At 70.8% G+C, this 13,414-nt stretch carries 8 protein-coding genes and 1 pseudogene; 8 read left to right on the top strand and 1 reads right to left on the bottom strand.

Going from position 1 to position 13,414, the window contains the following annotated elements:
* The first annotated feature begins 43 nt into the window (after nt 1-43).
* The 6 genes from OG758_RS18340 to cimA all read left to right on the top strand — a co-directional run bounded on the left by OG758_RS18340 (nt 44) and on the right by cimA (nt 6,923).
* A complete protein-coding gene (locus OG758_RS18340) occupies nt 44-799 on the top strand; it encodes a DUF969 domain-containing protein (RefSeq protein ID WP_326711000.1) in 756 nt (251 codons plus the stop codon).
* On the top strand, nt 796-1,785 hold the full coding sequence (locus OG758_RS18335) for a DUF979 domain-containing protein (RefSeq protein WP_326710999.1): 990 nt from the start codon (nt 796-798) through the stop codon (nt 1,783-1,785). The genes OG758_RS18340 and OG758_RS18335 overlap by 4 nt, the downstream gene beginning before the upstream one ends.
* 85 nt (nt 1,786-1,870) lie before the next feature.
* Entirely contained in the window at nt 1,871-2,515 is a 645-nt protein-coding gene (gene pcp, locus OG758_RS18330) for a pyroglutamyl-peptidase I (protein ID WP_326710998.1), read from the top strand.
* Between the two features lie 97 nt (nt 2,516-2,612).
* The gene (locus OG758_RS18325; RefSeq protein WP_326710997.1) at nt 2,613-3,611 is read left to right on the top strand and encodes a DUF2891 domain-containing protein; all 999 of its coding nucleotides are present in this window, start codon (nt 2,613-2,615) and stop codon (nt 3,609-3,611) included.
* 81 nt (nt 3,612-3,692) lie between these two features.
* Nucleotides 3,693-5,003 (top strand): MFS transporter, encoded by a 1,311-nt coding sequence (locus tag OG758_RS18320; protein WP_326710996.1) that lies wholly within the window; start codon nt 3,693-3,695, stop codon nt 5,001-5,003.
* 294 nt (nt 5,004-5,297) lie between these two features.
* Entirely contained in the window at nt 5,298-6,923 is a 1,626-nt protein-coding gene (gene cimA / locus OG758_RS18315) for a citramalate synthase (RefSeq protein WP_326710995.1), read from the top strand.
* Nucleotides 6,924-6,999: 76 nt separating this feature from the next.
* Here cimA and OG758_RS18310 read toward each other — a convergent pair.
* Nucleotides 7,000-8,478, bottom strand: a pseudogene (locus OG758_RS18310) (glycoside hydrolase family 30 protein); the annotation flags it as partial.
* A gap of 280 nt (nt 8,479-8,758) precedes the next feature.
* Between OG758_RS18310 and OG758_RS18305 the strand changes: the two are divergent.
* Nucleotides 8,759-11,785: a glycoside hydrolase family 3 protein gene (locus tag OG758_RS18305; protein ID WP_326710994.1), complete on the top strand. Its 3,027-nt coding sequence runs from the start codon at nt 8,759-8,761 to the stop codon at nt 11,783-11,785.
* A gap of 91 nt (nt 11,786-11,876) precedes the next feature.
* A complete protein-coding gene (locus OG758_RS18300; protein WP_326710993.1) occupies nt 11,877-13,256 on the top strand; it encodes a hypothetical protein in 1,380 nt (459 codons plus the stop codon).
* The last annotated feature ends 158 nt before the right edge of the window (nt 13,257-13,414 follow it).

The raw sequence follows: 13,414 nt of genomic DNA, 5'->3' as shown, positions 1-13,414 counted from the left end.
TGATCCGGTCCGTGCCCCCTCATGCTCTGAAGAAGGCCGCCGCATGATCGTTCTTCTCGGTGTGCTCGTGGTGATCCTCGGATTTGTCACGCGCCGCAACCCCGTCCTAGTGGTCGGTGTCGCCGGAATCGTCACCGGACTGCTCGGCAAACTCGACCCGCAGGAAGTCCTCGCGGCGTTCGGCAAGTCCTTCGCCGACAGCCGCTCGGTCACCGTCTTCGCCATCGTCCTGCCGGTGATCGGGCTGCTCGAGCGATACGGCCTGCGCGAGCAGGCCCGCACCCTCATCGGCCGCCTCGGCAAGCTCAGCGCCGGCCGCTTTCTCGCCGTGTACCTGCTGATCCGCCAGGTCACCGCGGCCTTCGGGCTCAACAGCATCGGCGGCCCCGCGCAGACCGTGCGCCCGCTCGTCGCGCCCATGGCCGAGGCCGCCGCCGAACGCACCACCGGCGGCCCGCTCCCCGACCGGCTGCGCGAGAAGGTCCGCTCGTACGCCGCCTCGTCCGACACCGTCGGTGTCTTCTTCGGCGAGGACTGCTTCATCGCGATCGGCTCGATCCTGCTGATCACCGGGTTCGTGAACTCGACGTACCACCAGCAGCTCGAACCCACCGAGCTGGCGCTGTGGGCCATCCCGCTCGCGGTCTGCGCCCTGATCATCCACGGCGCCAGGCTCCTGCTCCTGGACCGGAAACTGGAGCGCGAGATGGCCCTCCACGCCGCCGAGAACGATCTGCCGCTGCCGCACCAGGCCACGGCGTCCCGCACGCGCAACGGGTCCGAGGAGGCCGGCAAGTGATCAAGGTCGAGTGGCTCTACTGGCTCATCGGACTCATCTTCGTCGTCATGGCCGTGCAGATGGCGGCCGACCGCACCAACCCCAAGCGGTGGACGTCCGCCGCGTTCTGGGGACTGCTCGGGCTCACCTTCCCCTACGGCACCGGCGTCGTGAACGCCGAACTGAACGCGGCGGCGCCGGGCTCGGCGAGCTGGACCCTGCCCGCCGAACCCCTCGGCGTCGCCGTCCTCGCCCTCATCGTGCTGGCCGGATTCAACTTCATCGGCAAGGGTGTCCCGGTCACCACCACCGACGAGCAGCGCCAGGCCTCCGCGGCCCGGCTCGGCAGCAAGCTCTTCATCCCCGCCCTGACGATCCCGCTCGTCGCCATCGTCTGCGCGTCCTTCCTCGACGAGTCCGGCCTGTTCGAGACGGGGAAGGCCACCCTCATCGGCCTGGGTCTCGGCTGCATCGTCGCGCTCGCGGTCGGCATGTTCGTCACCGGCGAGAAGAGGATCTCCGTTCCGATCCACTCGGGCCGCTCCATGCTGGAGGCCATGGGTTCGGCCCTGCTGCTTCCGCAGCTCCTGGCGGTGCTCGGCTCGATCTTCGCGGTCGCAGGCGTCGGCACCCAGGTCGGCACGGTGGTGGACGGCGTCCTGCCCGGCAACTCCAAGTACCTCGCCGTGATCGCGTACTGCGTCGGCATGTTCCTGTTCACCGTGATCATGGGCAATGCCTTCGCCGCGTTCCCCGTGATGACGGCCGCGATCGGCTGGCCCGTCCTCATCCAGCAAATGCACGGCAACGAGGCGGCCGTCCTCGCGATCGGCATGCTGGCGGGCTTCAGCGGCACGCTCTGTACGCCGATGGCCGCCAACTTCAACATCGTCCCGGCGTCGCTCCTCGAACTGAAGGACCAGTACGGCCCGATCAAGGCACAGCTGCCGACGGGGCTCGCGCTGCTCGTCTGCAACATCGTGATCATGGCCCTGTTCGCCTTCTAGGGACTGGTCCCCGCCCAGGAACCGGCTCCGTCCGGGAACTGTTTCCCGTCCAGGAACGTGCGCTGTCCCAGAAAGGTCGACACAGATGACCCGCGTCCTCATCACCGGCTTCGAGCCGTTCGGCGGCGAGAGCGTGAACCCGTCCTGGCAGGCGGCCTCCCTGGTCGCCGCCGAGCCGCCCGCAGGCCTCACCGTCACCGCGGTTCAACTCCCCTGCGCCTTCGGTGAGTCCGTGGCCGCCCTGCGCCGAGCCGTCCGCGAGAGCGGACCGGACCTGGTCGTGTGCGTCGGCCAGGCGGGCGGCCGTGCGGGTGTCACCGTCGAGCGGGTCGCGGTCAACGTCGACGACGCCCGCATCCCCGACAACGCGGGCGCGGCGCCGGTCGACGAGCCGGTCGTCCCGGGCGGGCCCACCGCGTACCTCTCCACGCTGCCTATCAAGGCGTGCGTGGCCGCGATGAGGGAGGCCGGGGTGCCCGCCGCCGTCTCCAACACGGCGGGCACGTTCGTCTGCAACCACGTGGCGTACGGCCTCGCCCACCTCATCGCGACCGAACTCCCCGGTGTGCGGGGCGGGTTCGTCCATGTGCCGTGGGCGCCGGAGCAAGTCCCCGACGGCACCGCCGCCGCGCTGCCCGCCGCGACAGTGGCCCACGGTCTGCGGGCGCTGCTGCTCGCCGCGGCGGCCACGACACAGGACCTGCGGGTGACGGAGGGGGCCACGCACTGAGCGTGCGGCCGTGAGTCGTCCGTGCCCGAGCGCGCAGTTCCCCACGCCCCCGACGGGGCGCCCCGCAGCCGAAACCCACCTACGAGGAGCTCTCCCCATGACCATCCAGGCCGCGGAATTCGCCCGCCTCGCCACGGGCAACGTCACCCGTGAATACCCCAACTTCCCCGCCCACCTGGTCGCTTCGGCCGACGAAGAGACCCGACCGAGCACCCTGCACCCCGCCTTCTACGGTGCCTACGACTGGCATTCGTCCGTCCACATGCACTGGCTGCTCGTCCGGCTCCTGAGGCGGCGCCTGCCCGACCCCGCCCAGGTTGCCGAGGTCACCGGCGTACTCGACCGGCACCTCACCCCCGCCAACCTCGCCACGGAAGCCGCCTACCTGCAGAACCGGCCCACCTTCGAGCGCCCCTACGGCTGGGCCTGGCTGATCGCGCTCGCCGCCGAGTGCCGTGCCCTCGGCGGCCCGGACGGCGACCGCTGGGCGGACGCGCTCGCCCCCGCCGTCACCGCCGTCGACCTGCTGCTGAGCGAATGGCTGCCCAAGGCCACGTATCCCGTACGCCACGGCAACCACCCCAACAGCGCCTTCGCGCTGGGCCTCGTCCTGGACGCGGGCGAGCGCGCGGGGTTGCCCGCGGCCACCGTCGAGGCCGTACGGGACCGGCTGCGCTCCTGGTTCGCCGGCGATCACGACGCGCCCGCCCACTGGGAGCCGTCGGGGCAGGACTTCCTCTCCCCGGCGCTCACCGAGGCCGACGCGATGCGGCGGGTGCTGACGGGGCCGGAGTTCGAGCCCTGGCTGGACCGGTTCCTGCCCGCGCTGCGCGCCGGCGCGCCCTGCTCCCTCCTGGAGGTCCCGATCGTCTCCGACCATGCCGACCCGCAGATCGGTCACCTGCTGGGCCTCGCCCTCAGCAGGGCGGCCACCCTGCGCGGCATCGCGGGGGCGCTCCCGGACGGGCCGGTCCGCACGCGTCTCACGGAGGCGGCGGACGCCCACCTGAAGGCCGGGCTGCCCGCCGTGGAGCGTGGCGACTTCACCACCGACCACTGGCTGGCCACCTTTGCCACGCTCGCCCTTGAGGCGTGACCACAAAGAACACAAGTACGCATGATCGTTGTGCGTTACACCCTTGTCATGGAGTGAAGCGTTCCGGCACCGTGGCCGCCCATGGGACGAGAGCAATGGAAGAAGATCCTGGTCGGGTCGGCCGGGAACATGGTCGAGTGGTTCGACTGGTTCGTGTACGCGAGCTTCGCCACGTACTTCGCGGGAGTCTTCTTCCCCGACGGGAACCCCACGGCACAGCTGATGAACACGGCCGGCATCTTCGCCGTCGGCTTCTTCATGCGGCCCGTGGGCGGCTGGCTGCTGGGCAGGGTGGGGGATCGCAAGGGCCGTAAAGCGGCGCTCACCCTGACCGTCACGCTGATGTCGGCGTCCGCCGTCCTCATCGCGATCGCGCCCACCTACGGGGTCGCCGGGTACGGCGGCGCCGTCGTCCTGCTCATCGCCCGCCTCCTGCAGGGCCTCTCGGTCGGCGGCGAGTACGCGGCCAGCGCCACCTACCTCACCGAGGCGTCAGACCCGAGCCGCCGCGGCTTCGCGTCCAGCTTCCAGTACGTCTCCATGACCGCGGGTCAGATCGTGGGCCTCGGCCTCCAGATCGTCCTCCAGCGCACGCTGTCCGACGACGCGCTGCACAGCTGGGGCTGGCGCATCCCCTTCGTCATCGGCGCGCTGGGCGCCGCGATCATCTTCTATCTGCGGCGCAACATGCTGGAGACCGACGTCTACGAGGAGTCCGCCGACGACGCGGGCGCCGACCGCAAGGGCACCCTGACGGCGCTGTGGGCGCACCGGCGCGAGGCGTTCCTCGTGATGGCCCTGACGATGGGCGGCACCGTCGCGTACTACACGTACACGACGTACCTCACCAAGTACCTGTCGAACTCCGCCGGCCTGAGCAAGCAGACCGCGACGCTCGTCTCGTTCTGCGCGCTGATCGTCTTCGCCTGCATCCAGCCGCTCGCGGGCCGCCTCTCGGACCGGATCGGCCGCCGCCCGCTCCTGATCACCTTCGCGGTCGGCTCCACCTTCCTGACCGTGCCGATCATGACGATGCTCAAGCACGCGGGCTCCTTCTGGCCGGCCCTCGGCCTCGCCCTGCTCGCCCTCGTCGTCGTCACCGGCTACACGTCGATCAACGCGTGCGTGAAGGCCGAGCTGTTCCCGACCGGCATCCGCGCCCTCGGCGTCGCCCTCCCGTACGCCATCGCCAACGCGCTCTTCGGCGGCACGGCGGAGTACGTGGCCCTGTGGTTCAAGGACGCGGGCGTGGAATCGGGCTTCTACTGGTACGTCGCCGGGTGCGCGGCCGTGTCGCTGATCGTCTACCTGACGATGCGCGAGACGAGGGACATCGACCTGAACCGGGTCGTCGCGCCCGAGACCGAACGGCGCACGGCCGAAGCGGTCTGAGCCCATATCGTGAGACCACGGTCCGGGCCACGCCCGGGCTGTGGCACACTGCCGATGTGCTCTCGTTCGCCATGATTATTGGCAGCAGGCGCGCCGGTCCGCAGTGACCGCCACGTACGACCACGTACGGGCGGACATCGTCGTCTCGACCCGCGCGCAGACCTCTCGCACCCGCGAGGGGTTTTTTCGTTTCCTGGCCCACCTCAAGCCAGGACCGGAGCGCGAGGGATCATAGGGGGACGGTGGAGCCGGTCATTCCGGTAGACCGAGATCCGACACAGGAGCCAGATCAGCATGACGGACGCAACCGACGACCATTACCCCGCTTCCCGCGTCGACGACGACTTCCACGTCTTCGACACCACGCTGCGCGACGGCGCGCAGCGTGAGGGCATCAATCTGACCGTCGCGGACAAGCTGACCATCGCCCGGCACCTGGACGACTTCGGCGTGGGTTTCATCGAGGGCGGCTGGCCCGGCGCCAACCCCCGCGACACCGAGTTCTTCGCGCGCGCCCGCCAGGAGATCGACTTCAAGCACGCGGAGCTCGTCGCGTTCGGCGCCACCCGCCGCGCCGGCGCCAAGGCCTCCGAGGACCCGCAGGTCAAGGCGCTCGTGGAGTCCGGCGCCCCGGTCGTGACGCTGGTCGCCAAGTCGCACGACCGCCATGTCGAACTGGCCCTGCGCACCACTCTCGAGGAGAACCTGGAGATGGTCCGCGACACCGTCTCCTACCTGCGCGAGCAGGGCCGCCGCGTCTTCGTCGACTGCGAGCACTTCTTCGACGGCTACCGCGCCAACCCCACGTACGCCAAGGCCGTCGTCACGGCCGCGCACGAGGCGGGCGCCGACGTGGTCGTCCTGTGCGACACGAACGGCGGCATGCTGCCCGCCCAGGTCCAGGCGATCACCGCCACGGTCCTCGCCGACACGGGGGCCCGCCTCGGCATCCACGCCCAGGACGACACCGGCTGCGCCGTCGCCAACACCCTCGCCGCCGTCGACGCGGGCGCGACCCATGTGCAGTGCACGGCCAACGGCTACGGCGAGCGCGTCGGCAACTCCAACCTCTTCCCGGTCGTCGCCGCCCTGGAACTGAAGTACGGCAAGACGGTCCTCCCCGAGGGCGCCCTGCGCGAGATGACCCGCATCTCCCACGCCATCGCCGAGGTCGTCAACCTCACGCCCTCCACGCATCAGCCGTACGTGGGTGTTTCCGCGTTCGCCCACAAGGCGGGTCTGCACGCCTCGGCGATCAAGGTCGACCCGGACCTCTACCAGCACATCGACCCGGACCTGGTCGGCAACCGCATCCGCATGCTCGTGTCCGACATGGCGGGCCGCGCGTCCATCGAGCTCAAGGGCAAGGAGCTCGGCGTCGACATCTCCGACGACCGCGAGCTCGTCGGCCGCGTCGTCGAGCGGGTCAAGGAGCGCGAGCTCAAGGGCTACACGTACGAGGCGGCCGACGCCTCCTTCGAACTCCTCCTGCGCGAGGAGGCCGAGGGCCGCGCCCGGCGCTACTTCCGCGTCGAGTCGTGGCGGGCCATCGTCGAGGACCGCCCCGACGGGAGCCACGCCAACGAGGCGACCGTGAAGCTGTGGGCCAAGGGTGAGCGCATCGTCGCCACGGCCGAGGGCAACGGCCCGGTCAATGCCCTCGACCGCGCGCTGCGCGTCGGCCTGGAGCGGATCTATCCGCAGCTCGCCAAGCTGGAGCTCGTCGACTACAAGGTCCGCATCCTGGAGGGCAAGCACGGCACGTCCTCCACGACCCGCGTCCTGATCTCCACGAGCGACGGCGCGGGCGAGTGGTCCACCGTCGGCGTCGCCGAGAACGTCATCGCCGCGTCGTGGGGCGCCCTGGAGGACGCCTACACGTACGGACTTCTGCGGGCCGGGGTCGAGCCGGTCGAGTAGGCAGCGCAGGTGCGGACGCCGGAGGGGCTGTGGTCGGCCCCTCCGGCTCTCTGTCGCCTCGGCCGCCGGTTCGCTACCAGGTGAAGGTCGCCGAGGTCTTCGCGGGCAGCGAGTAAGTGGCGTGCTGCCCGCCCCAGTTGACAGTCACCGTCTTCGCGGACGTGCCGCCGTTGTACGCGATGAGCGCCTTCGAGCCGTCCGGGTTGCGCCAGGCTACGTTCGGCACGGCCGAGCTGCCGGTCGACGCGATGCGCTGGGCGCCCGGCCGGACGAACTTCGTCAGATGGCCCATCGTGTAGTACTCGACGGTGTAGTCGACCTGCCCGCTGCGCCCGTCACCGTTGTGCACGGTCACGAGCCCCGTGCAGGTGCCGCAGCCGCCGTTGTGCGGGCCCATGTCCTGGTCCACGGCGAGCGACCACTTGGTCACCGACTTCGCCCAGTTGCGGGTGTAGTCCACGATGTTGAGCATGTCCTCGCGCTGCTGGTCGGCGATCCACGTGCCGCCCGAGTGCTCGGTCCCGAAGGCGTCGAGCTGCGGGTAGCGGTCGTGGATCGTGCTCTGCTCAGCGACGTCGCCGCCGTAGCCGTGCCACGCGATCCCGCCGAAGTTCGGGTGCGCGCGCACCGCCGCGTCGTCCACGGTCTGCGCCGCGTAGCCGTCGTAGGTGTCCCAGTTCCAGTCGTGCGCGAGGACCTTGGTGGTCAGGCCGGCGGCCGCCAGCTTCGGCAGCAGCTCGCTCTTGGTGAAGTAGGCGAGCCCCGAGGCGTTCCAGCTCATCGAGGGGTAACCACCGCAGCACGTCGGCTCGTTCTGCGCGCTGACGTAGTCGACCGGGACGCCCTGGTCCCGGTACGCCTGGAGGTACTTCACGAAGTACGAGGCGTAGGTGCCGTAGTCCTCTGCTTTCAGCCAGCCGCCGTTGAGCTGTCCGCTGTCCTTCATCCAGGCGGGCGCGGTCCACGGTGAGGCCATCACGGTGACCTTCGGGTTGAGCCGGCGGGCCTGTTTCGTGAGGGGCAGGACGTCCGCGAGGTCGTGGGCGACGGAGAACTCGGAGAGGTCGGGATCGGTCTGCCCGGCGGGCACGTCGTCGAACGTGTAGCCGTAACGGGCCAGGTCGGAGCCGCCCATCGGGTTGCGCAGGAACGAGAGGCCGATGCCGTCGGTGGGGGAGAACAGCTTGCGCATCGTGGCGTCGCGCGTGGCCGGCGACAGGGCGCCGCTGCTGTTCATCAGCCAGGCCGCGGTGTCCGTGAACGAGGCGCCGCCGCCGGTGAAGGTCTGGTAGCGGGTGTTCTCGTCGACGGTGATGTTCTCGCCACCGCCGCCCGTGCCGGACTGGAAGGCGAACGGGGCCTGCTGTTCGAGACCGCGGACGACATGGCGTCCGCCGGCGTCGTCCGTCGTGGTCAGCCAGGCCGTGACCGGCTCGCCCGCGGCCTGCGCGGGGGAGGCCACGAGCCCGGTCAGGCCCGCGGTCGTGAGCAGCCCTGCGGCGAGCAGCCGGGCCGCCCGGCGCGGGCCCGAACGGAGTCGTCTGGGGGTTCTCATGGTGCGCCGCCCTTCTGTGGGGGTGAGGAGATGGGGCGTGCGAGGCGTGAGTAAATGACGGCTGCGAACGGGAGTCAAGGGGGCGTGCGTTCAGAAAATGAATACTCAACTGCCCTGGCAAGCCAAGGCAATTGGCTGTGCACCGGTTCTGACGTGAAGTCTTGACGGGTTCACGGGACGCCAGTTAACTCACGGCGTGAGTTAAGTCATGAGCTTCACCAGGGACGCCCGTCACCCCCAGAGGTTGAGGCGCGTACCCGAACCGGCCGAAGGGAAGTCCATGCGAAGAACCGCCCTGCTCGTCTCCGCAGCCCTGCTCACGGGGCTGCTCCCGCTCGCGTCGGCAGGCGCGGCGACCGGCGCCGAGGAACCGCCGCCGGTGCCCGTCGACCGCTTCGAGGGCGAGGTCCCCTTCGCGTCCCAGCCCGCGGAGGGCATCTTCACCTGGGGCGGCGACAGCGACGACCCGCCCAAGCTGGAGCTCGCGGCGCGCGACGACGCCCCCGAGGGCGACAAGGTCCTCTCCGGGACGTACGACATCAGCGGCTACGGCGGCTTCACCCACGACTTCGCCGCGAACGAGCCCGGCCACGACTGGTCCGCGCACAAGGGCATCCGCTTCTGGTGGGACGGGAAGAACTCCGGCAAGCGGGTCAACTTCGAGATCAAGGACGGCGGTGCGAACGGCGAGGCGTCCGAGCTGTGGACGACCTCGTTCACCGACGAGTGGACCGGCTGGCACCAGGTCGAGATCCCCTTCACCGACTTCGCCTACCGCACCGACTACCAGCCCGTCGGCGGCATCGACCAGAACCTCGGCCTCACCGAGATGTGGGGCTACGCGCTCACCCTGCCCACCGGCACGCCCGGCACCTTCGCCATGGACGGAGTGGAGCTGTACGGCAAGGCCGACCCCGCCCTGACCACGAAGGTACTGACGGGCGCCTCCGTGTACCCGGTGAAGGAGGGCGGCACGGCCGGCGTGCGGATCTCCGTCGCCACCACCGGCTCCGCCCCGCTCGCCGAGCCGGTCACGGTCGCGTACGAGAGCGCGGGCGGCAGCGCCGGCGCGGGCACGGACTACACCCCGGTCAAGGGCGAGTTCACCTTCCCGGCCGGCACCGCTTCGGGCGCCACGCACACCGTGTCCGTACCGACCCTCACGGACAAGGCGGCCGAGGCCGCCGAGACGATCCCCCTGAAGCTGACGGTCACCGGCGCCAAGGCGCCCGCCGAGACCCCGCAGGTGGTGATCGACGCCCACGGCCTGCCCTACCTCGACGCCAGGCTCCCGGTGAAGCGGCGCGTCGCCGACCTGCTCTCCCGGATGTCCCTGGAGGAGAAGGCCGGCCAGATGACGCAGGCCGAGCGCAACGCGGTCGGCACGGGCGGCGACATCGCCGCCTACGACCTCGGCTCGCTGCTCTCCGGCGGCGGCTCGACGCCGACGCCGAACACGGCCGCGGCCTGGGCGAAGATGATCGACGGCTTCCAGCTCAGGGCGCAGGCGACGCGGTTCCAGATCCCGCTGATCTACGGCGTGGACGCGGTGCACGGCCACAACAACCTCGTCGGCGCCACGGTCCTGCCGCACAACATCGGCATCGGCGCGACCCGCGACCCCGGGACGGCCGAGAAGGCGGGCGCGGTCACGGCCGCCGAGGTCCGCGCCACCGGCATCCCCTGGGACTTCGCGCCCTGTCTGTGCGTCACCCGCGACGAACGCTGGGGCAGGTCGTACGAGTCCTTCGGCGAGGACCCCGCCCTCGTGAAGCAGATGGAGACGGTCGTCCAGGGGCTCCAAGGGGCACGCGACGGCAAGGACCTCGACCGGGACGACAAGGTCCTCGCCACCGCCAAGCACTTCGTGGGCGACGGCGGCACCGCGTACGGCTCGTCGACCACCGGCTCGTACACCATCGACCAGGGCGTCACCAAGGTCACGCGGCAGGAGCTGGAGGCGGTGCACCTCGCGCCGTTCCAGGAGGCCGTGGACCGCGGGATCGGCACGGTCATGCCCTCGTACTCGTCGCTCGACATCATCGGTGACGACGAGGGCCCGGTGAAGATGCACGCCGACGCCGCCATGATCAACGGAGTCCTGAAGGACCGCATGGGCTTCGACGGCTTCGTCATCAGCGACTGGCAGGCCATCGACCAGCTCCCCGGCGACTACGCGTCCGACGTCCGTACGTCGGTCAACGCGGGCCTCGACATGATCATGGTCCCGACCGCGTACAAGGACTTCCGGACGACCCTGGTCGACGAGGTGAAGGCGGGCCGGATCAGCGAGCCGCGGATCGACGACGCCGTCTCGCGCATCCTGACCCAGAAGTTCAAGCTGGGCCTCTTCGAGAAGCCGTACGCCGACACGAGCGGGGCCGCCGCCATCGGCTCGGCCGGACACCGCGCCGTCGCCCGCACCGCCGCCGCCGAATCCCAGGTCCTCCTGAAGAACGCGGGCGGCGTGCTCCCCCTCAAGAAGAGCCAGAAGGTGTACGTCGCCGGGTCCAACGCCGATGACATCGGCAACCAGACCGGCGGCTGGACCGTCACCTGGCAGGGCTCGTCCGGAAAGATCACCGACGGCACGACGGTCCTCGAGGGCATGAAGAAGGCCGCGCCCGGGGCCACCATCTCCTACTCCAAGGACGCCTCCGCCCCCACGGACGGCTATGACGTGGGCATCGTCGTGGTCGGCGAGACCCCGTACGCGGAAGGGATCGGCGATGTCGGCAACGGCAACGACCTGGAGCTCACGCCCGCCGACCAGGCCGCCGTGGACAAGGTGTGCGGCGCCATGAAGTGCGCGGTGCTCATCGTCTCCGGCCGCCCGCAGCTCATCGGCGACCGGCTCGGTGACATCGACGCGCTCGTCGCGTCCTGGCTGCCCGGCACGGAGGGCGACGGCGTCGCGGACGTCCTGTACGGGGCGAAGCCCTTCACCGGGCAGCTCCCCGTGACCTGGCCGAAGTCGCAGGCCCAGCTGCCGATCAACGTCGGGGACATGGCGTACGACCCGCAGTTCCCCTTCGGCTGGGGCCTGACGACGCTGCGTACCCCGCCGGGCGGCGGCACGCTCACCCTCAAGGCCCTCGCCCTCGCGGCCGCCGCGGCGCAGAAGGCCGGGTCGGCGGAGGCCGGCCGCGCGGTGGTGGGCAAGGCGCGGCTGCTCGTCCAGCAGAAGGTGGGGCAGGACATCACGCCGGCGGTGGCCAAGCCGTTCGCCGACGCGGACCACCTGCTCCTGTCCGGGCGCTACGCGGACGCGGTCGCGAAGCTGACCGAGGCGTACCGCGCCGCGTGAGACGGCGCGGGGAGGGGCCCACCGCGGAGCCGGTGGGCCCCTCCTTGCGGTACATACGGCATACGGGTCCCTCCTGGGTTAGCGTCGAGGTATGAGGCCCACCCGTCGGGCATCGCGCCTGATATCCGTCCTGTCCGGTTCACTTCTCGCCCTGGGGGCCATGACGGCGGTGACGCCGGGGGCCCAGGCGGCCCAGGCGGCTGCCTCCGACGTCTCGACGGTGGCCGACGCCCTGAAGAAGAGCCCCGTGTACGTCGACCCGGCCGCCTCCGCGCAGCTGTCCGCCGGGGACACCGACGCCCTCACCAAGAAGATCAAGGACGCGGACAAGCCCGTCATGGTGGCGGTGCTGCCCGCGGACTTCCCCACCAAGGACCTCTTCACCGACCTGCGCACCAAGACCGGCATCACCGGCGTCTACGCGGTGCGCCTCGGCCAGAAGTTCGATGCCAGGGCCGACAGCCGGGTGATGTCCCAGGACGCGGTCAGAAACCTGACGACCAGCGTCCAGGGCGAGAACGTCACCCGCCAGCTCAACGACTTCGTCGACACGGCCGTCCGTAACGCGCGCGGCTCGGCGCCCTCCGCGTGGGGCGCGGGCGGCGGTGGCGGCGGCGCCCCGGTCGGCGCCCTGATCGGCATCGGCGCGGTCGTCGTCGCGGGCGGCGGCGCAGCGTACGCCGTGTCCCGCAGGCGGCGCCGGCAGCGGGAGGACGAGCAGCGGGCCGCCCTGGAGCAGCTCCGCGTGGTCGTCGACGAGGACATCACGGCGTTCGGCGAGGAGCTGGACCGCCTCGACTTCCACCCCGCCGAGCCCGGCGCCGACGACACGATGCGCGCCGACTACGAGCGGGCGCTCGACTCGTACGAGAAGGCGAAACAGTTCATGACCGCCGCCCAGCGCCCCGAGGAGGTGCGCGGGGTGACGCAGGCCCTGGACGACGGGCGGTTCTCGCTGGCCATGCTCGCCGCGCGCCGCGAGGGCCGGCCGCTGCCCGAGCGCCGGGTGCCCTGCTTCTTCGACCCGCGGCACGGGCCCTCCGTGACGGACGCGCTGTGGTCGCCCCCGTCCGGCGCCGAGCGCGAGGTCCCCGTCTGCGCGGCCGACGCGACCCGCCTCAAGGACGGTGCCGACCCCATGGTCCGCACGGTCGACACGGGTTACGGCGAGCGGCGCCCCTACTACGACGCGGGACCGGCCTACGGCCCGTGGGCGGGCGGCTACTTCGGCGGCGGCATCCTGCCCGGACTCCTCCTCGGCACGTTGCTCGGCTCGATGATGTCGAGCCCCGCCTACGCCGCCGACTACGGCTCGGGATACGGAGACTTCGGCGCGGGAGCCGGATATGACGGCGGGGACTACTCGGGGGCGGACTTCGACTCGAACGACTTCGGGGACTTCGGAGGCGGCGGGGACTTCGGCGGCGGAGGCGACTTCGGGGGAGGCGGGGACTTCGGCGGCGGGTTCTGAGCGCTGCGGGTCCTGAGCGCCGGGTCCGAGAACGGGGAGGCGCGACGGCCGGAGACCCGGCTAGTCTGACCGCACTCTTACCAACCGCTTCCCCAGAAGTACGCCGCAGACGGGAAGCAAGCCGGCACGTACACACCGTGCGCGGTCCCGGAGGGGCG

Source organism: Streptomyces sp. NBC_01474 (genome assembly GCF_035918215.1).
GTDB classification, from domain to species: Bacteria; Actinomycetota; Actinomycetes; order Streptomycetales; family Streptomycetaceae; genus Streptomyces; species Streptomyces aureus.
Note: the sequence above shows the minus strand (reverse complement) of the source record. Positions and strands in the feature narration are given on the sequence as shown.

Coding starts and splice junctions, on each gene's coding strand:
- OG758_RS18340 (WP_326711000.1), top strand. CDS start 44: ATGATCGTTCTTCTCGGTGTGCTCGTGGTGATCCTCGGATTTGTCACG.
- pcp (WP_326710998.1), top strand. CDS start 1,871: ATGACCCGCGTCCTCATCACCGGCTTCGAGCCGTTCGGCGGCGAGAGC.
- OG758_RS18325 (WP_326710997.1), top strand. CDS start 2,613: ATGACCATCCAGGCCGCGGAATTCGCCCGCCTCGCCACGGGCAACGTC.
- OG758_RS18320 (WP_326710996.1), top strand. CDS start 3,693: ATGGGACGAGAGCAATGGAAGAAGATCCTGGTCGGGTCGGCCGGGAAC.
- cimA (WP_326710995.1), top strand. CDS start 5,298: ATGACGGACGCAACCGACGACCATTACCCCGCTTCCCGCGTCGACGAC.
- OG758_RS18305 (WP_326710994.1), top strand. CDS start 8,759: ATGCGAAGAACCGCCCTGCTCGTCTCCGCAGCCCTGCTCACGGGGCTG.
- OG758_RS18300 (WP_326710993.1), top strand. CDS start 11,877: ATGAGGCCCACCCGTCGGGCATCGCGCCTGATATCCGTCCTGTCCGGT.